General features: G+C 61.8%; 18 protein-coding genes and 1 tRNA gene. 11 read left to right on the top strand and 8 right to left on the bottom strand.

Features of this window, described 5'->3' with window-relative positions; genetic code table 11:
- Nucleotides 1-131: 131 nt before the first annotated feature.
- Both NKJ00_RS17275 and NKJ00_RS17270 read left to right on the top strand, forming a co-directional pair.
- Complete coding sequence (locus NKJ00_RS17275) at nucleotides 132-1,868, top strand: adenylate/guanylate cyclase domain-containing protein (protein WP_023809637.1); 1,737 nt, start codon at nucleotides 132-134, stop codon at nucleotides 1,866-1,868.
- 111 nt (nucleotides 1,869-1,979) lie between these two features.
- Nucleotides 1,980-2,516: a GNAT family N-acetyltransferase gene (locus NKJ00_RS17270; RefSeq protein ID WP_023809638.1), complete on the top strand. Its 537-nt coding sequence runs from the start codon at nucleotides 1,980-1,982 to the stop codon at nucleotides 2,514-2,516.
- Between the two features lie 219 nt (nucleotides 2,517-2,735).
- Here the strand turns inward: NKJ00_RS17270 and NKJ00_RS17265 are convergent, their stop codons facing one another.
- On the bottom strand, nucleotides 2,736-3,722 hold the full coding sequence (locus tag NKJ00_RS17265) for a 5'-nucleotidase (RefSeq protein ID WP_081734773.1): 987 nt from the start codon (nucleotides 3,720-3,722) through the stop codon (nucleotides 2,736-2,738).
- Between the two features lie 366 nt (nucleotides 3,723-4,088).
- On the opposite strand from NKJ00_RS17265, the gene NKJ00_RS17260 reads away from it, so the two are divergent.
- Genes NKJ00_RS17260 through NKJ00_RS17250 form a run of 3 tightly spaced genes read left to right on the top strand, consistent with a single transcriptional unit; the run spans nucleotide 4,089 to nucleotide 6,660 of the window.
- A complete protein-coding gene (locus NKJ00_RS17260; RefSeq protein ID WP_245273115.1) occupies nucleotides 4,089-4,463 on the top strand; it encodes a DUF3489 domain-containing protein in 375 nt (124 codons plus the stop codon).
- Nucleotides 4,464-4,468: 5 nt separating this feature from the next.
- Nucleotides 4,469-4,975: a DUF2924 domain-containing protein gene (locus NKJ00_RS17255; RefSeq protein ID WP_032908834.1), complete on the top strand. Its 507-nt coding sequence runs from the start codon at nucleotides 4,469-4,471 to the stop codon at nucleotides 4,973-4,975.
- Nucleotides 4,972-6,660: a recombinase family protein gene (locus tag NKJ00_RS17250; protein WP_352630553.1), complete on the top strand. Its 1,689-nt coding sequence runs from the start codon at nucleotides 4,972-4,974 to the stop codon at nucleotides 6,658-6,660. The genes NKJ00_RS17255 and NKJ00_RS17250 overlap by 4 nt, the downstream gene beginning before the upstream one ends.
- Before the next feature lie 213 nt (nucleotides 6,661-6,873).
- Here NKJ00_RS17250 and NKJ00_RS17245 read toward each other — a convergent pair.
- Nucleotides 6,874-6,949, bottom strand: a tRNA-Ile gene (locus NKJ00_RS17245).
- Between the two features lie 135 nt (nucleotides 6,950-7,084).
- On the opposite strand from NKJ00_RS17245, the gene NKJ00_RS17240 reads away from it, so the two are divergent.
- Nucleotides 7,085-7,795 carry an SIMPL domain-containing protein gene (locus NKJ00_RS17240; protein WP_023809641.1) on the top strand — a complete coding sequence of 237 codons (711 nt, stop codon included), beginning with the start codon at nucleotides 7,085-7,087 and terminating at the stop codon, nucleotides 7,793-7,795.
- 246 nt (nucleotides 7,796-8,041) lie between these two features.
- Here the strand turns inward: NKJ00_RS17240 and NKJ00_RS17235 are convergent, their stop codons facing one another.
- Both NKJ00_RS17235 and NKJ00_RS17230 read right to left on the bottom strand, forming a co-directional pair.
- A complete protein-coding gene (locus tag NKJ00_RS17235; protein ID WP_023809642.1) occupies nucleotides 8,042-8,398 on the bottom strand; it encodes a hypothetical protein in 357 nt (118 codons plus the stop codon).
- A 253-nt stretch (nucleotides 8,399-8,651) separates the two neighbouring features.
- Entirely contained in the window at nucleotides 8,652-9,098 is a 447-nt protein-coding gene (locus NKJ00_RS17230; RefSeq protein ID WP_013530173.1) for a YcgN family cysteine cluster protein, read from the bottom strand.
- Between the two features lie 196 nt (nucleotides 9,099-9,294).
- On the opposite strand from NKJ00_RS17230, the gene NKJ00_RS17225 reads away from it, so the two are divergent.
- Both NKJ00_RS17225 and NKJ00_RS17220 read left to right on the top strand, forming a co-directional pair.
- A complete protein-coding gene (locus tag NKJ00_RS17225; RefSeq protein ID WP_023809643.1) occupies nucleotides 9,295-11,277 on the top strand; it encodes an OmpA family protein in 1,983 nt (660 codons plus the stop codon).
- Between the two features lie 305 nt (nucleotides 11,278-11,582).
- Complete coding sequence (locus NKJ00_RS17220; RefSeq protein WP_023809644.1) at nucleotides 11,583-12,098, top strand: TIGR00645 family protein; 516 nt, start codon at nucleotides 11,583-11,585, stop codon at nucleotides 12,096-12,098.
- A 124-nt stretch (nucleotides 12,099-12,222) separates the two neighbouring features.
- Here the strand turns inward: NKJ00_RS17220 and NKJ00_RS17215 are convergent, their stop codons facing one another.
- On the bottom strand, nucleotides 12,223-13,089 hold the full coding sequence (locus NKJ00_RS17215; RefSeq protein WP_023809645.1) for an SDR family oxidoreductase: 867 nt from the start codon (nucleotides 13,087-13,089) through the stop codon (nucleotides 12,223-12,225).
- A 179-nt stretch (nucleotides 13,090-13,268) separates the two neighbouring features.
- On the opposite strand from NKJ00_RS17215, the gene NKJ00_RS17210 reads away from it, so the two are divergent.
- Complete coding sequence (locus NKJ00_RS17210; RefSeq protein WP_023809646.1) at nucleotides 13,269-13,535, top strand: type II toxin-antitoxin system VapB family antitoxin; 267 nt, start codon at nucleotides 13,269-13,271, stop codon at nucleotides 13,533-13,535.
- Complete coding sequence (locus NKJ00_RS17205; protein WP_023809647.1) at nucleotides 13,532-13,921, top strand: type II toxin-antitoxin system VapC family toxin; 390 nt, start codon at nucleotides 13,532-13,534, stop codon at nucleotides 13,919-13,921. Before NKJ00_RS17210 ends, NKJ00_RS17205 begins: the two co-directional genes overlap by 4 nt.
- Nucleotides 13,922-13,927: 6 nt before the next feature.
- Here NKJ00_RS17205 and NKJ00_RS17200 read toward each other — a convergent pair whose 3' ends face one another.
- Entirely contained in the window at nucleotides 13,928-14,563 is a 636-nt protein-coding gene (locus NKJ00_RS17200) for a helix-turn-helix transcriptional regulator (RefSeq protein ID WP_023809648.1), read from the bottom strand.
- Nucleotides 14,564-14,571: 8 nt separating this feature from the next.
- A complete protein-coding gene (locus tag NKJ00_RS17195; RefSeq protein WP_023809649.1) occupies nucleotides 14,572-15,444 on the bottom strand; it encodes a S1C family serine protease in 873 nt (290 codons plus the stop codon).
- Between the two features lie 168 nt (nucleotides 15,445-15,612).
- Between NKJ00_RS17195 and NKJ00_RS17190 the strand changes: the two genes are divergently transcribed.
- Complete coding sequence (locus NKJ00_RS17190; protein WP_023809650.1) at nucleotides 15,613-16,563, top strand: S1C family serine protease; 951 nt, start codon at nucleotides 15,613-15,615, stop codon at nucleotides 16,561-16,563.
- A 6-nt stretch (nucleotides 16,564-16,569) separates the two neighbouring features.
- On the opposite strand, the gene NKJ00_RS17185 is transcribed toward NKJ00_RS17190, so the two are convergent.
- Nucleotides 16,570-16,995: a VOC family protein gene (locus tag NKJ00_RS17185; RefSeq protein ID WP_023809651.1), complete on the bottom strand. Its 426-nt coding sequence runs from the start codon at nucleotides 16,993-16,995 to the stop codon at nucleotides 16,570-16,572.
- Nucleotides 16,996-17,007: the final 12 nt, after the last annotated feature.

The raw sequence follows: 17,007 nt of genomic DNA, 5'->3' as shown, positions 1-17,007 counted from the left end.
AATGATCGACCGACGTGACGCGATCACCCCATGTAGCGGCTTGCCGATCGAGCTTCAAAGTCAGCCTGATAGACTTTTGAAATAGACGTCATACAATCCCATTTTTCTGCTTTCAATGAAAGCAAAGCGAAATGGCCGAAGAACGCGCCCAACGCCGTCTTGCCGCCATATTGGCCGCCGACGTGGTGGGCTACAGCCGACTTCTGGACCTGGACGAGCAAGGAACATTGAACGCGTTAAAGAGGAGGCGGAAGGAGATCCTGGAACCACTGGTCCGCGACCGTCACGGCCGTGTCGTAAAAGTGATGGGTGATGGCGTCCTAGTCGAGTTCGGAAGCGCAGTGAACGCGGTGTCATGCGCCGTCGAACTCCAGAAGCGGATGATGGCCGCGAACGAGGGTTTGGCGTTCGACCGACAAATCAACCTGCATATCGGCATCAATCTGGGCGATGTCGTTGTCGAGGACGGCGATCTGTTCGGCGATGGCGTTGTTGTCGCAGTGCGGCTTCAGGCAATGGCCGGGGCCGGAGATATCTGCGTCTCCGGCAGCGTCTACGATCAAGTCAAGCGAAAGCTTGAATGCGACTTCGACGAACTCGGTCCGCAAGCGATCAAGAACGTTGCCGAACCGGTATCCGTTTACCGGATTCGGTTATCGGCCTCATCTGAAAGTGGCGGACCGGCAGAGAAAGCGCCGCTGCCGCTCCCCGGCAAGCCCTCCATCGCCGTCCTTCCCTTTACGAACATGAGCAACGATCCGGAGCAGGAGGCTTTTGTCGACGGCCTCACCGAAGACCTGATCACGGATCTGTCGAGGAACAGCGAGTTGTTTGTCATCGCCAGCAACTCGGCTTTTGCATACAAGGGCAGGCATATGGATGTGCGTCGCATCGCGCGAGAACTGGGAGTGCGCCATCTTCTTGAGGGTAGTGCACGGCGGGCAGCTGGACGGGTGCGTATCAACGCTCAATTGATCGATGCGATCGGGGGCGACCACCTTTGGGCCGAAAGATTCGACCGAAGCCTTGAAGATATCTTCGCTGTTCAGGACGAGGTGACCGGCAAGATTGTCGAGGCTCTGGTGGGCCGTCTGACCGCCGCGCCGGGGCGCAACAGACCGAAGAACCTGGAGGCCTATGATTTATGTGTGCGTGCACGGGCCTTGGGCCTGCAAACGGCACTCACCGCGAAAGAAGCCATTTTCCTGCTGAACCGGGCAATTGCGCTCGATCCGGAATATGCGGAGGCGCATCGTTGGCTGGCACTCAACCTCTGGCTGGGCTGGGAGTTCTGGGACGAACCGATGGACCCCAATCGCACAAGTGCGCTTGCCGAAGCACAGCAGGCGGTCGAACTCGACCCGAATGACGCTGGGAACCGATGGGTATTGGGCGTTATACTAGGACATGAGGGTCGCTGGGCGGAATCGGATGCCGAATTCGCCGCCGCCCACAAGCTGGATCCCAACCACGCCGACGCATGGGCAATGCAAGCTGAACTGACGACGGAAAACGGCCGGCCTGCCGAAGCCATAGAGCAGGTGCGCAAGGCGCTGCGGCTCAACCCTCACCCGCCCGGTTGGTACTACTGGATGTTGGGCCAGGCTCAGTATGCCATCGGCGACTACGAATCCGCGGTTCAAACGTTGCGGAGACCCGAAACTTATCGCACGACTTCACGACGCCTGCTTGCAGCAAGCCTTGCGCAACTTGGCCGTTTGGAGGAGGCGCGCTGGGAGGCGGAAATGTTCATGATAAGCAATCCGCACTTCACAATCAGGCATTGGTCAGCTTCGCAGCCTTTCCCGGCCGAGGACGTCCGACGGCATATCGTGGAAGGCTATCGCATGGCGGGGCTGCCAGAATGACTGTCACGGCTATGCCGTCGGGGCCGCAGTGGATAGCGTCTCGAGGCTGCCGCAGCAGCGAATATTTGGTCTCTTCTGCCGGAACGAAATTCGTCAAATCGAGACTTGAACATGGCAAGTGAAGACTTTCGGCACCGGAAAGCACAACGGGAGGATCTCCCGGCCCTGATTACGCTCATGGACGCGGCGATCTCTGAACTCCAGAAGCCCTTTCTAGATGACGCTCAGATCCAATCCAGCCGGGCCATCATGGGGCTGGATACACAACTTGTCGACGACGGCACTTACTTCCTCGTGGAGCACAACGGCGTTTTGGCAGGTTGCGGCGGTTGGAGCCGGCGCGCAACGATGTATGGTGGAGATCAGTCGCCTGGACGTGATGCAGCGCTGCTTGATCCTGCCAAGGACGCAGCACGCATCAGAGCCATGTACACCCATCCGGACTTTGTCCGGCGGGGGGTCGGCCACTTGATCCTTGCGCTTTGTGAGCGTGCCGCCAAGGCCGAGGGCTTCGCCCGTGCTGAGCTGGCAGCTACCGCGGCCGGAGAGCCACTGTATCGCGCCTGCGGGTACCAATCCGTCAAGAAATTCTTCGACGAGCGTGGCGGGGCTCCGGTTCCTATCCTGCTTATGAGCAAGACGCTCTGACCTCCGGCTTACAGGGCAGTCGCACGCAGTTGGCGGCGCTCGCCGGCACGGAATGCTCACCTATACTTCCGCCCCATGGTCCGCTTTTGGTGAATGGACGGGACCGTACGAATGACTGCCATTGGGCGCAAAGCCGCCGTTCGGCTTCCACTATGCCCAGATCGCATGCCGTCACGTTCGGACGCTCAGTCAAAGCGAACGAGATCTAATCCTGAAGAATCAGCCGGCCGGGATTACCGGCGCAGCCGGATCGTGAGGTCCGGGAACATGGCCGGCAGGAACCACTGCCGCCGCGCCTAAAACGTGCTTCTCTTGATCATCAAAGAAAATGTGGGCCCCGAGCGCCTTCAGGATGGGTGCTTTCTCACGGCTGCCTACGAAGTGCGCCTCGTCAGCTGGTGTTCCCCACGCTCTCAGCGTCCGAATTACGCGCTCATGCGCAGGGGCGTTCCGGGCAGTGACAAGTGCGATGCGGACCTTACTCACGTTGCCCTCATTAAGGAAAACTCGGCGCAATGCCGATAACTTGTGAAGAAAATTGCCAAACGGGCCGCGCGCCATCGGATTGCTCGCGTTCGCGGTCTCATGCGCAAGGAAAGCCTCCAGGCCCTTTTCTTTGTAGATTGCGTCGGACTCGGGGCCAAACACTACAGCATCGCCGTCGAACGCGACCCGGACCTCGCCCTGGGGTGTTTCGGCACGATCCTTGGGCGCCAAGCCAAGCCGAGCAGCGGCTGCTCCGCCGTCCACCGCTCCTTTTACATCCGTGTCCGCGTTTGAGAGAAATAGGTCAATGCCCCAAGCAGGAACAAAAGGAGCGAGTGACCGCCCGCTAGTAAAACTGCCTGTCTTGACGACAAGCCCATAATGATCGATCGACTTGAACGCTCGGAGAGAGAGGTCGGGCGAGTTCTGGGACAGAAGGATCACTTCAACATACGGAGCAGCCTCAGGATCGTTCAGCGCGAGTAACCGCTCGACTACCTCAAAGCCAGCACCCCTGCGGAGGATCACGTCCTCGCGTTCGAGTTGCATGGCCGCATACGACTTGACGCCGTAGTTCTCGAATACGCGATGTTCCTCCTCCAGATCAAAAAGAGCGCGCGTAGAGATTCCGATGCGGAGAGGGCTGGCCCTTAGCGTAGACCCTGGATCGCCATTCCCCTTGTCATCTTCGGCTGTAAGAGAGGCTTCCGCGATTTCCATTTGCCCTTCCTCCGATATTAAGACAGCCTAGGCAATGCCCTTTCTATATTTGACTTATTTCCGAAGAATTGAAGATCTGCGGTTCATTGCGGATCGCTGTCATTTCATCGCGATTTCCTAACTTTTCAAATGCCAGATGGACTTGGGAGCATCGACACGTCGTGGGAAGGTCCACTGGTGTGGTCTAAGCCCTCGAAGGCAGCGATATTCGACTGGACTTCATACGGCAACGAAGCATTGGTGTTGCCAGCGCAGCAGAAGAACAATGGATTAACAACGAGCAGAATCTCCAGCCCGCCAAGACAGCGGGCTTCGGTCAGTACAAGCGCCGGAATGGTCCGGGCTTCTAACTGATGGAGATTTGAAATGTCTATCTTTAACAACACCACTATGAAGGCCGACAATGCGGAAGCCGCCGATACGGCACCCAGCGTCGACGACAGCACCCCAACCCGGAAGCCGCGCGAGAAGTCCGTGGTGACCGTCGCGGTGACGGTCAAGAAGGCAAAGGACGAAGCGCCCGCAGCGCCTACCAAAACCGACATCGTCCTCAAGAAGCTGAAGTCGGCCAAAGGCGCTACAATCCAAACCCTGATGGATGCGACGGGATGGCAGGCGCATTCGGTGCGGGGTTTCCTCTCCGGTACCGTCAAGAAGAAGCTTGGCCACGAACTGCTCAGCGACACCGGCAAGGACGGACAAAGGCGGTACCGCATTGCCGAGGCGAAGACCGCCGGTTGACCTAGATGCGCAAAAGACAGGATCTGGATAGTGAGATCGCCGGGATTGGCGGTCTCACGCGTGATGAACTCACGGCAGCATGGAAAAAGGCCTATGGCTGCCCGCCGCCCAAAGGGGTCAAACGTGGGTTGCTTGAACGGTCGGCCGCCTGGCATCTCCAGGCCAAGCGATTGGGTGGTTTACCTTCGACCGTCAAGAAAACACTCGGAGCAGGCAACGCGCGCCAGTCCAACGTAAAGGCTGTCCAACCGAGCAATACTGGACCGGATCGCGAGGACGGTGTTCCGTCGGTCCGAGCAGCGTCATCGGATAAGGCACTAACGTCGCCGCCACGATCCCTTCCGCCAAGAATCGGCTCCCGTCTGGTGCGGGAATGGAATGGCCGGATGCACGTTATCGAAGTGGTCTATGACGGCTTCGTGCTCGATGGCAAGACGTACGGATCGCTGTCGGCTGTCGCCCGCCGCATTACCGGCGCCCATTGGTCTGGCCCGAGGTTCTTTGGCCTATGACAGCAATCCCTCGCCTCAACTGCGCGATCTACACTCGCAAATCGACCGAAGAGGGATTGGAGCAGGAATTCAATTCGCTCGATGCCCAGCGCGAAGCGTGCGCGGCCTTCATCGCATCGCAGGTCGGTCTTGGCTGGAAGTTGATGCCAAGCCACTACGATGACGGCGGGATTTCGGGCGGCACGATGGAGCGCCCTGCCCTGCAGCGTCTCCTACAGGACATCCGGGACAAAGAGGTCGATGTGGTGGTCGTCTACAAGATCGACCGCCTCACCCGTTCGCTGATGGATTTTTGCAAGATCGTCGAGATCTTCGATGCCAGCTCCGTCTCGTTTGTCTCGGTCACGCAGCAGTTCAACACCACAACCTCAATGGGCAGGCTCACGCTCAACGTGCTCTTGTCCTTCGCCCAGTTCGAGCGAGAGGTTACAGCAGAGCGTATCCGCGACAAGATCGCGGCCTCGAAGAAGAAAGGCATGTGGATGGGTGGCGTGGTGCCCCTGGGCTATCGTGTCGAGTACCGCAAGCTGGTGATTGACGAAACCGAGGCACAAACAGTCAGACACCTGTTCGCCCGCTATCTCACCCTGAGGTCAGTGCGCGACCTTGTCGATGAGGCTGCGAGCGACGGGGTTTCCACACGATCGCGACACCTCATAGACGGATCAGTTGCAGTTACCATGCCGTTTGGTCGCGGCAACCTCTACCACCTGCTTTCGAACCCGGTCTACGTCGGCAAGATCAGGCACAAGGATCAGGTCTACGATGGAGAGCACAAGCCAATTGTCACGTCTGCCACGTTCGACGAGGCCCAGGCACTACTTGCCTCTCAGGCGCCGCGGCGGCGAAGCGAGTCCAATGTCACGCAAGCCCATTTGCTCACCGGTCTGCTCTTTGATGAAGCGGGCGAGAAATTGCGATCGGTTCATGCCAATAAGCAAGGTGTTCGCTACCGATACTATGTCTCAAAGCAGTTCGTCGATGAGCGCAGGAAAGGTTCCGAGGGCTGGCGTCTTCCGGCACCCGCACTTGAGTCAGTTGTTGAGCATCGCCTCAATCGGATTCTCAGTGATCAAGCCCAACTGTCTGATTGGATTTGGCAATGGGCAGACTCTGGCGAAATCCAGGCAGCGATGCGGCGAGTTGACGAGATGCGGTCGTGTTGGGCTTCAGGCACTACGGATGCGAAGCGATCTCTCCTCCAAAAGATCGTTCACAGGATCACCCTCAAGCTTGGTTTATTGACCATCGAACTGGATCGCCGCTCGCTATCGGAATTGCTTCTCGACCGAAAGCTGCCACCCAACGATAGCGCCCAAGTAACTTCCATCGAATGTCCAATCGGAATGAAGCGTCGCGGCGTCGAAACGCGGATCGTGCTTACCAACGGATCCAATATCAACCGGGCACCCGATGCCGCCTTGATCAACCTTCTGCGCCGCGCCCACCTATATCTCGGCCAACTTACAGACGGAGTCGGTCGCAGCCTTACCGACGTTGCCATGCTCAACGGCACCGATACATCCGAGGTCAGCCGCCTATTGCCCTTCGCTTTCCTCGTTCCAAAAATTGCGGCCAACATCGTTGCAGGTGATCAACCTGTTGAACTAACGGCGCACCGGCTGTCCCGATTGTCGGACCTCCCCCTTACTTGGACTGACCAGGCTGCACTCCTGGGCTTCTAACCATCCGGCGAGCATCTCGCTGACCAGTCGACCATCGCTTTGGCAAACACTTGGCTACGGAATTCGCCCGACAGAGACGGACGACTTAAAAGTCGGGTGTTTTGCGTTTACCGCGGCGTCTCAGCCAAGTGTTGCCCACTACTCGGCGCTAACCCACGGAAATGTCGGAGGTATTCTGAGACGGTCGAAACCCCGAAAAACGAGGGGACTGGATGGTGGGCCCGGAGGGACTCGAACCCCCAACCAAGCGGTTATGAGCCGCCGGCTCTAACCATTGAGCTACAGGCCCCACGCGGGCTGGATTAATGTTTTTCGCATCGCGGCACAAGGCTTTCCCTACGGGCTTCCGCAGATCGCCCAAATCAACCCATAATCGCGCTCTACGCGACCCCTTGCGACTTGATCGCAGACCAAGGAGATTTTCATGACCAGACATCTTTTGCCTCTCGCGCTCGCCGCTGCAATCGCTTTTCCGGCGATGGCTGGAGCCGCCGATCTGCCGACGCCGCCCCGCATCATCGTGTCGGGCGAAGGCGAAGCAACCGTAGCCCCCGATCTGGCGGTCCTGACGCTGAGCGTCATGCGCGAGGCCAAGACCGCGCGCGCCGCGCTCGATGCCAACAATGACGCCATGGCCGCCGTGATCGCGGCGATGAAGTCCGCCGGCATCAAGGACCGCGATCTGCAGACCGCTGGCATCCAGATCAACCCGCGCTACAACTACACCAACAAGCCGGACGGCAGCCAGGAAGCCGAACTCGTCGCCTATCAGGTGACCAACACGCTTTCGGTGCGGGTGCGCGACGTCGACAAGACAGGCGAGGTCCTCGACAAGGCGGTGTCGCTGGGCGTCAACCAGGGCGGCGGCATTGCCTTCACCAACGACAACCCGGCAGCCACGGTCACCGAGGCGCGAAAGAAGGCGGTCGCCGACGCCATGGCCAAGGCCAAGACGCTGGCCGAAGCCGCCGGCGTCAGCCTCGGCCGGGTGCTCGAGATCACAGACCAGAACATCAGGCCGGCGCCGATGCCGATCAATGCCAAAGCCTTCGATGCCGCGGCCGGCGCGGCTCCGGTACAAGCCGGTGAGAACGCCTACAATGTGCAGGTCACCGTCACCTTCGAACTGAAATAATCGGCTCTGACGGTCCGTAGCTGAGCCTAGCCACGGCAATCATCAGCCAATAGCGTGCATGAAAAACCCCGCAGGATTGCTCCCGCGGGGTTTTTTCGAGCCACACCCTTCAAACGGAAAGGGGCTCGGCTAGTCCCGGCTGATCTTCGTAGGAGATCATGCTGCCAGACCGACCTTCACTGAAGGTCGTGTCTCCCGGCTGATCCTCGCAGACGATCATGCCTCTATGATCCGCCAAAGCCGGCCTTAGCGATAGATGACGGGGCAGCCGCGCTCATTGGCGAACACGACGACGACGCGGTCGCCGTCCTGGCGGCCCATCACCTTCACCGTACGACGGCTGACGTCGACGATGCGGGCACGGCGCAGACCCATGCGTTCGGCCTTGTCGAGGGCGCGGTCCGGCGAGCAGCCACGGCGCCAGTCGCCACGGCGCTCGTCACGGCGATGGCGATAACCGTCGTCACCGGTATAGACGCCGAAACGCGGGTCGTTGTTGTTGCCGAAGCCGAGGTAAAGGCTGTCGGCGTGAGCGGGAACAGCCGCCAGCGTGCCGAGACCGACCAGGGCCGAAAGGGCTGCCGTCTTGATCGTGTTGAACATCGTCTTCTCTCCTTTTGCGGGCCTTCGCCCCTTGTGAACCGATGAGGGGGAGAATGCGCTTGCCTGTCTGAACTCTTTACGAACCTGCCGTTCATCTCCGGTTCATATGGCGGGAAGAAGGAAAGTTCCGGCCATTTGCCGTCGTCCCCAGCCCTTGGTGAAGGCCAGAACGTCTGACTCGACGCCCCGGTTCCAACCCCGCTGATTGGCCGAATGCATTCGAACGGGAGGCTCCTGCTCACCGTCGCTGGTCCTACGGCTCCTCGTCCAGCACATAGTCAAAATAGTCTTCCGGCTCGGCAAGATCGGTTTCGCTCGCCTTGACCCGGCCGCGCATCGAGATGCCGGCTTCATGCACGGTCTCGGCGCTGCCCGACACCAGCCGGTGCCACCAGTAGAGGTCGCGGCCTTCGGCCACCAGCCGATAGGCACAGGTGCTGGGCAGCCAGCTGATGGTTCGCACATTCTGCGGCGTCAGCCCGACGCAGTCGGGAACGCGCGCCAGCCGATTGGCATAGTCCGAACAGCGGCAGGTCTCGGCGTCGAACAGCCGACAGCCGACGCTGGTCCAGTAGATCTCGCCAGTGTCCTCGTCCTCAAGCTTTGACAGGCAGCATTTGCCGCAGCCGTCGCACAGTGATTCCCACTCGGCCGGGCTCATCGCCTCCAGCGCCTTGGTTTTCCAGAATGGCGTTTCCATTTCCGGGATGTGGCCCCAGCCGCGGGCAAGGTCAAGCGCGGCAATGGTCGCAATGCGGCTATCGCCAGGTGAATGACATGAAGTTGCCTTCAAAAGGTCGGTCAATCGCCCCGTACGGCCTCTATCCGTGCCAGACTGGAACCAATCGGCACAAGATCGGTTTCGGCAAGGATGGGACCCCACAAGGAGAATTTCGATGAAACGCCAACCACGGATTCTGGCAGGCACGGCACTTGGCCTGTTGATGGCATCCGCGCCGTTGGGCGCGTTCCCGCTTCAGGGAAGTGTCGCGTCCGGCCTTGCCCAGCGCACGGCAGCCCCATTCATCCTGGCGCAAGCAGCATGCGCCGAAGGCGAAGCGGCCGAAGCCTGCGCACAAAAGCAGCAGGCGGAACCCGAACAGAAGCGCGAACGCAAGAAGGCCGAGCCTGAACAGCAGGCCGCGCCTGCCCAGAGCGAGCAGCCCGCCGAGGAGCAGCAGCCACGCCGGAAGAAGCGCGACCAGCAGCAGCAGACCGAGCAGGCGCCGGCCGAACAGGCAGCACCCGCCGAGGAACAGCAGCCGCGCAGGAAGAAGCGCGACCAGCAGCAGCAGACCGAGCAGGCGCCGGCCGAACAGGCCGCTCCAGCCGAGGAACAGCAGCCGCGCAGGAAGAAACGCGACCAGCAGCAAACCGAGCAGGCGCCGGCCGGCCAGGCGGAACCGGCCAACGACAATCAGCCCGGCGAGCAGGCCAAGCCGCGCAAGAAGAACAGGCAGGACCAGCAGGCCCAACCTGAAGTCGCCCCGGCACCGAAGGAGGCTCCCGCTGGAGAGGCGACGGCCCCTGCCGGCGAACAGCCCGCGGCCCAGGGCGAGCAGCCCCAGGACACGACGAAGAAGCGTGTCAGGAAACCTGTTGGCGAGCAGCCGGCCACAGCCGAGCAGCCAGCCACCGGCGAACAACCGGCCAATGGTCAGACGGCAGCACCGGTACAGGGCGAAAACCCGGTGCAAGGCGAAGCACCGGCCGATCCAAACGCCGCTCCCATCCTGGACAGCCAGAAGGACGCCGAGCGCAGAGGCGGCCGCAAGCAGGGCGACAAGATCGTCCCCCAGGATGGCGAGCAGCAGAATGGCGGGCAAAATGCCCAGCAAGGTGGCGATCAGGGCCGCAAGCCGGTGGCTGCTCCCATCGACCAAGGCCCGCCCCCCACCGACGACAGGGCCGCACAGCAGGAGATCAAGCCCGAGAAGATCGCGCCGGTGACCGAGGAAAAGGGCACACGCGTAGAGCGTGCACCCGATGAGAACGCCCGCGACCGCCGGCGTCCGAAAGGCGTCGACGTCGTCAGGGAACTCGGCGACCGCGTCATCCTGCAGTTCAACAACCAGACGTTCGTCGAGAGCAATGACGCCCCGCGCATGACCCGCGGCGCCAGGAACGTCTATTATGAGGATCTCTCGGGCAATCGCACCCGGGAAATCGTCGAGCGTGACAACGGTGTCCAGATCGTCACCATCCGCAACCGCTATGGCGACGTGATCCAGCGTTCGCGCATTGCGCCGGATGGACGCGAATATGTGCTGAGCTATGTCGATGAGCGGCACTATGAGGACGACAGCGACTGGCGCGATCCCGGCGATGATCTGCCGCCGATGCGGCTGACAATCCCGCGCGAGGAATACATTCTGGACTCCGAGGATGTCGAAGATCCGGACGACTACTACACCTTCCTCGAACAGCCACCGGTGGAGAAGGTCCAGCGCCTCTACTCGATCGACGAGGTCAAACGTTCGGCCCGCGTGCGCGACATCGCACGGCGCGTCGATCTCGACACGCTCAACTTCGAATTCGGCTCGGCCTCGATCTCCGACACCGAGGTGCAGAAGCTCGAGGGCGTCGCCACCGCAATGGAGAAGTTGTTGAAGAAGAACCCGGCCGAGACCTTCCTGATCGAAGGTCACACCGACGCCGTCGGCTCGCCTGAAGCCAACCTCGCCCTGTCAGATCGCCGCGCGGAATCGGTGGCGGAGGCGCTGACCAACGCCTTCGGCATCCCGCCGGAGAACCTGACGACACAGGGCTATGGCGAGGAGTATCTGAAGGTCAATACGTCGGCGCCGAACCGCGAGAACCGGCGCGTTGGCATTCGCCGCATCACGTCGCTGGTGGCACCGGTCGCCAGCAACAATTAGGTCATGATTTCAAAACCATGACCTGGTTTGCGGAATCGGCACGAGAAGCATCCATCCCCGGCACTGCCGGGGGTGGATCAACGCGCCGGGTTCAACAAGAATTGTTCGGGGATTAGACACGGCTCATTGAATCGCGGGCGCAGCCACCCCAGATTCGGCGCTGGGCGTTCCCTGCCCCGTCCCGACTCCAGCGGGACGCATTAAGCCCCGCCGGACGTTGTTTGGCGGGGTTTTTTGTGTTGCAAACGGTGGCGACCTGGCCGAATACGGCCATTGTCCGAGAGATAACCAGCCGGAATCATTCTATGAAGCGTCTCGAACTCGCCATCGAATCGATCATCCTCGCGTCGCGCTGGCTGCTCGTCGTTTTCTATATAGGCCTGGCCCTTGCATTGGCCGTCTATGCGCTGTCCTTCGGCAAGAAGCTTTATGAGTTCATTACCCTGGCGTTCACGCTCGGTGACACCGACACTATCCTCAAGATGCTCGGCCTGATCGATGCCGCGCTGGTTGCCTCGCTGGTGGTGATGGTCATCATCTCGGGCTACGAGAACTTCGTCAGCCGCTTCGACGACCAGGAGGGTGGCGTGCACTGGCTGGGCACCATCGATGTCGGTTCGCTGAAGGTCAAGGTTGCCTCGACCATCGTCGCCATCTCGTCCATCCACCTTTTGCAGGTGTTTTTGAACTCGTCGACCTACACGACCGACCAGTTGATGTGGCTGACCATCATCCACCTCGCCTTCGTCGTCTCGGCCCTCATGCTCGCCTATATCGACCGGCTGATGGGCCTCAGCAAAGGCAAGAAGGATGAGGCGTAAGCAAGCGCCTGCCGGACCTTGAATCATCCCGGCAGGGTTGGCGCCCTATGCTTTGTTTGCGCGAGGCTTTGCCGTGGCTCAGCCACGGCGGATGGCTTAGCTCGACGCTCACAATAACGCGGATCTAGTAGATGCTCTTGATCTTGCTGTCCGTGCGGGCAAACACCTCATCAGGGACAAAGAAATCGCCGGCCAGAGGCCCGGTCGCACCTGGCGCATAGGCTGAAAAATCGCTGACGCCCTCGGCGCGCAGCACCTCCTCGTCGATGTAGAAATTACCTGTTGTCTCGCGCGCGGGGCGCATGAAGATGGCATGCGCGGCGTCGGCCATGATGTCGGGCAAACGGCTCATCGCCGCCACCGTCGCGCCCCCGAGCAGATTGCGCACCGCCGCCGTGTCGATGGTCGAAATCGGCCACAGTGAATTGACGGCGATGCTGTCCTTGGCGAACTCCGCACTCATGCCCAGCGTGCACATCGACATGCCGAACTTGGCCATCGTGTAGGCGACGTGATTCCTGAACCACTTGGCCTTCATGTCGAGCGGCGGCGCCAGATTCAAGATGTGAGCATTTTGCGCCAACTTCAGGTGAGGAATGCACATTTTCGAGACCAGGAAGGTACCGCGCGTGTTGATCTGATGCATCAGATCGTAGCGCTTCATGTCGGTCTCGAGCGTGCCGGTGAGTTGGATGGCGCTGGCATTGTTGACGCAGATGTCGATACCGCCGAATTTCTCCACGGTCCTGGCGACCGCCTCGGCCACTTGTGCCTCCTCACGGATGTCGCACAGCACAGGCAGCGCATTGCCGCCGGCCTGTTCGATCTCTTCAGCCGCCGTATAGATCGTGCCCGGCAGCTTCGGATGCGGGTCGGCGGTCTTGGCCGCGATCGTCACATTGGCGCCGTCACGCGCGGCGCGCAGCGCGATCGCCAGCCCGATGCCGCGCGACCCGCCGGAGATGAACAGCGTCTTTCCCTTGAGCGACATTTTTCCTCCGCCTGCATTGTCTCGCTGCGCGATCCTTGCCTGTGAGGGCCTCGGACATCAAGAGCTTGCTGCGGGAGGCCACGGTGACGTTGCGGAGGCTGTCGTTGGCCAGCACTACAAACCTATTGGATTTATCGCCGCCTGGGTAATATATTCTATATGGATAGGTATGATATAGAATGGCGCTATCGATCAAGAATCTGGAAGTCGAGCAACTGGCGCGCGAACTTGCCCGCCGCCGGCGCGTCTCGGTGACGGAGGCCATCCGCCAAAGTCTCGAGCGCGAGGTTGCACGCGAGCGGCTGGTGCCGCGCGACGAAGCCAGCGACCTGTTTCAGCGGTTGATGGCGATCTCCGACAGCGCCGGAAAAATCCCCAAACGCGAAAATGCGATGACCGACGACGAAATCCTTGGATACGACGAGTTCGGAATCCCGACGAAATGATCATCGATTCCTCGGCCCTGGTCGCCATTCTGCGCGCCGAGCCAGGTCACGAACGTTTCGTGCTGGCGATCACGCAGGCCAAGAGACGCCTGCTGGCCGCGCCAACTTTTCTTGAAACGACGATGGTTCTTGCCGGCGGCAAGCAAGATGAAATCCTGGATCGCCTCGACAGCTTCCTACACACCGCCTCGATCGAGACCGTCGCCCTCACCGCCGATCATGCAGCTGTCGCCCGTCAAGCCTTCCTGCGCTACGGCAAGGGTCGGCACCCGGCGGCGCTGAACTTCGGTGACTGCATCGCCTACGCCACGGCGCGGCTCGAGGCCATGCCGCTCCTGTTCAAGGGTGATGATTTCCACCTCACCGATATCGAGGCGGCGGTGTGATCGGGATCAGACCAGCACCAGCCCTTGGCGCATCGCAATGGCAATCGCATCTGTGCGGTTGGCGGCACCGAGCTTGATCAGGATTGCGGCGACATGAAACTTCGCGGTGTGCACCGAAATGTTGAGCCGCCGCGCGATCACCTTGTTTGGAGCGCCCTCGGCCAGCAGCGCCAACACTTCCGCCTCACGCGGCGACAGCGAAGGCCGGGCGGCATGCTCGTCGGAGGCTTCCTCCTCGAACGGCTCGCCATCGCCGGCACGGAAATCCTCATGGCGTCCGCTTCCGCGCTCGCCCGAGACGCAATAGCCGGCCGCGGCCAGCCGCGCCGCCGCGGCGATCAACAAATCGTCCGCGCCAGCGGACATCACGGCCAGCACCTCACCGACGGGCCACTCGCCGCCAGCGCGTCCGGTCAGCAGCACCCGTGGAATGAGGGCCGGCACGCCATCACCAATGCTGTCGTCAACGATGGCGACGTCGGCTCTTCCACCGCCAGCCACGACCGGCAGCAGGTCATAGCTCGCGGCCAGCGAGGCCGCCAGGCGCTCGGCGCGTGACGCATCGCCAAGCGCAATCAGCACCACCAGCCGCCGCGAGACGGCACCGTCATGCATGATCCGGTCGCTGGTGAGCGTGTCCATGGATCCTCTCAGCTCAGCGGCTTTTCGCCGATTGTCAGCGCGACATCGCGCTGTTCGCCGCCGCGCACGACACCGAGCGTCACCGAAGCGCCGGCACTGTCGGGTCCGAGCCTGCGGATCAGGTCCCGCGGGCCGTGCACCGCCTCGCCGTTCCACGCCACGATGATATCGCCAAGAGAGAGACCGGCGGCCTTCGCGGGACCATCGTCATCGAGACTCATCACCATCGCGCCGTGCGCGTCGCGGTCGCGTACCGGATGCAGGCCGGCGCCGAGATAGCCGCGCGCGACATGGCCCTTTTCGCGCAAGGTCGCGACCGCCCGCTCGATCGTCTCGTAAGGCATGATCAGCGCCCGGTGGCGCGGTCCGAACAACAGCATGCCGATCAGCGCACCCTTGGCGTCGAGAACCGGGCCGCCCTCGAAACGGCCGCCCGCGCCGACGGCAAGATTGATGCGCCGGTCGATGGTGCCGCCGCGCATCGAGCGCCAGGCCGGGCCGACTTCGCCCACCGAGCCTGAAACAGCCAAAGCGGAACCGTCACTGCTGCCGATGGCAATGGCGATGTTGCCCGGCCGCACCGCATCGGCCTTGGCCAACGGCGCGGCGCTGACGGCCTCCGCCGGCTTCAGCAGGGCAACACCGGTAGAAGGGTCGCGGCCAACCAGCTCGGCCTTCACCGTTTCCCCCGAAGCCAACACCAGTTCGATCTCCTCGCCGGCCTCGACAGCCTCTTCAGCGGTGACGAAATAGCCGTCGCGCCAGTGGAAGGCGCTTGCCGTGCGGTGATGATGCGTGGCGAAGCCAGCCGTTGCCGGCGCGGCCTTGGCGGCGAGATCGGCGACGGCTTGCGAAAACGCGCTCAGATTGAAATCGCTCATAATGGTCTCCTGGGTTCATCCATGCCCCAGATATCGCTCGACAGCGCGTCCGCGGGTACTCGCCTGACGGCTAGTTGCCGGTTTGACTGGCCATCTGGTCAGGTCGCTGCGGTTCCAGCCGCTCCGCACATATAGTCACGATCAAGCCTGAACACACGGAGCCCTCCCATGGCCCTCGCCGTCGCCAAATTCCAAACCGATGATACGCTGCTCGACGCCTATTCGACGACGGTTGCCGACGCCGTCGACCGCATCGGTCCGGCCGTCTGCCGCATCGAGCGCGTTGGCGGTCAGGGCGGCCATGGCTCCGGCTTCGTCATCGCGCCGGACGGGCTGGTCGTCACCAATTTCCACGTCGTCGGCGACGCCAGGACGGTGCGCGTGTCGATGCCGGACGGTGCCTCCCGCGAAGGCCGCGTGCTTGGCCGCGATCCCGACACCGACATCGCGCTGGTGCGCGCCGACGGCAGCTTTGCCGACATCGCACCGCTGGGCGATTCCAAGCGGCTGCGGCGCGGCCAGATCGCCATTGCAATCGGCAACCCGCTCGGTTTCGAATGGACCGTCACCTCCGGCGTCGTCTCCGCGCTCGGCCGCTCGATGCGCGCCTCCACCGGCCGGCTGATCGACGACGTTATCCAGACCGACGCAGCGCTCAATCCCGGCAATTCCGGCGGACCGCTGGTGTCGTCGGCCGGCGAGGTCATCGGCGTCAACACCGCCATGATCCATGGCGCGCAAGGCATCGCCTTCGCGGTTGCCTCCAACACCGCCAATTTCGTCATTTCGGAGATCATCCGCTTCGGCCGCGTGCGCCGCGCCTTCATCGGCGTCTCGGCCGACACCGTCAATCTGCCGCGACGCGCTGCCCTGTTGTCGCAAGTCTCGACCAGCACGGCGGTTCGCCTGCGCAGCGTCGAGAAGGACGGCCCGGCGGCCAAGGCCGGCTTGAAGGAGGGCGACATCATCGCCGCAATAGACGGCCGCCCGGTCACCGGCGTCGACGACCTGGTGCGCGTGCTCGACGCCGAGCGCATCGGCCGCGAGACACAATGCACCGTGGTGCGCCGCACCGGCGTCAGCCAGGTGACGGTGACGCCGGTGGCAAGGGCGGGCTGAGGACGGTCACCGTTCCGCAGCCCCCTCGGCGTACTGCGCCAGAAACGCCTCGCTCGGCGGAATCGGCTTGATGACGTCGATCAGCACGCCATTGGGGTCTTTGGTGATGAAATGACGCTGGCCGAAGGGCTCGTCGCGCAAGGATTGGAGGATCGGCAGGCCGGCGGCAAGGATCCGCTCATAGACCGCGTCCGGGTCGCGAACCTCGAAATTGATCAGCAGGCCCGATGTGCGGCCCCGCCCCTCCTTCGGGATGGTCTCGTGGTCGCCCTGGACGATGCCGAGATTGACGCGTTTGTTGTCCACCGATTGCAGATGCACATACCAGTCGCTTTCAAACAGCGGCTGGAAGCCGAAATGCTCGACATAGAACGCCGTCGTGCCGGCGACGTCGCCGGTCATCAGCACCGGGTAATAGCTCGTCGTCTTCATCTTTCCTTCTCC

It is taken from the genome of Mesorhizobium sp. M0227 (assembly GCF_040321855.1).
In the GTDB taxonomy this organism is placed as follows: Bacteria; Pseudomonadota; Alphaproteobacteria; order Rhizobiales; family Rhizobiaceae; genus Mesorhizobium.
Note: the sequence above shows the minus strand (reverse complement) of the source record. Positions and strands in the feature narration are given on the sequence as shown.

Bases quoted from the DNA above. Each gene is read 5' to 3' on its own strand.
- NKJ00_RS17275 (WP_023809637.1), top strand. From the start codon at position 132: ATGGCCGAAGAACGCGCCCAACGCCGTCTTGCCGCCATATTGGCCGCC.
- NKJ00_RS17270 (WP_023809638.1), top strand. From the start codon at position 1,980: ATGGCAAGTGAAGACTTTCGGCACCGGAAAGCACAACGGGAGGATCTC.
- NKJ00_RS17265 (WP_081734773.1), bottom strand. From the start codon at position 3,722: ATGGAAATCGCGGAAGCCTCTCTTACAGCCGAAGATGACAAGGGGAAT.
- NKJ00_RS17260 (WP_245273115.1), top strand. From the start codon at position 4,089: ATGTCTATCTTTAACAACACCACTATGAAGGCCGACAATGCGGAAGCC.
- NKJ00_RS17255 (WP_032908834.1), top strand. From the start codon at position 4,469: ATGCGCAAAAGACAGGATCTGGATAGTGAGATCGCCGGGATTGGCGGT.
- NKJ00_RS17250 (WP_352630553.1), top strand. From the start codon at position 4,972: ATGACAGCAATCCCTCGCCTCAACTGCGCGATCTACACTCGCAAATCG.
- NKJ00_RS17240 (WP_023809641.1), top strand. From the start codon at position 7,085: ATGACCAGACATCTTTTGCCTCTCGCGCTCGCCGCTGCAATCGCTTTT.
- NKJ00_RS17235 (WP_023809642.1), bottom strand. From the start codon at position 8,398: ATGTTCAACACGATCAAGACGGCAGCCCTTTCGGCCCTGGTCGGTCTC.
- NKJ00_RS17230 (WP_013530173.1), bottom strand. From the start codon at position 9,098: ATGGAAACGCCATTCTGGAAAACCAAGGCGCTGGAGGCGATGAGCCCG.
- NKJ00_RS17225 (WP_023809643.1), top strand. From the start codon at position 9,295: ATGAAACGCCAACCACGGATTCTGGCAGGCACGGCACTTGGCCTGTTG.
- NKJ00_RS17220 (WP_023809644.1), top strand. From the start codon at position 11,583: ATGAAGCGTCTCGAACTCGCCATCGAATCGATCATCCTCGCGTCGCGC.
- NKJ00_RS17215 (WP_023809645.1), bottom strand. From the start codon at position 13,089: ATGTCGCTCAAGGGAAAGACGCTGTTCATCTCCGGCGGGTCGCGCGGC.
- NKJ00_RS17210 (WP_023809646.1), top strand. From the start codon at position 13,269: ATGGCGCTATCGATCAAGAATCTGGAAGTCGAGCAACTGGCGCGCGAA.
- NKJ00_RS17205 (WP_023809647.1), top strand. From the start codon at position 13,532: ATGATCATCGATTCCTCGGCCCTGGTCGCCATTCTGCGCGCCGAGCCA.
- NKJ00_RS17200 (WP_023809648.1), bottom strand. From the start codon at position 14,563: ATGGACACGCTCACCAGCGACCGGATCATGCATGACGGTGCCGTCTCG.
- NKJ00_RS17195 (WP_023809649.1), bottom strand. From the start codon at position 15,444: ATGAGCGATTTCAATCTGAGCGCGTTTTCGCAAGCCGTCGCCGATCTC.
- NKJ00_RS17190 (WP_023809650.1), top strand. From the start codon at position 15,613: ATGGCCCTCGCCGTCGCCAAATTCCAAACCGATGATACGCTGCTCGAC.
- NKJ00_RS17185 (WP_023809651.1), bottom strand. From the start codon at position 16,995: ATGAAGACGACGAGCTATTACCCGGTGCTGATGACCGGCGACGTCGCC.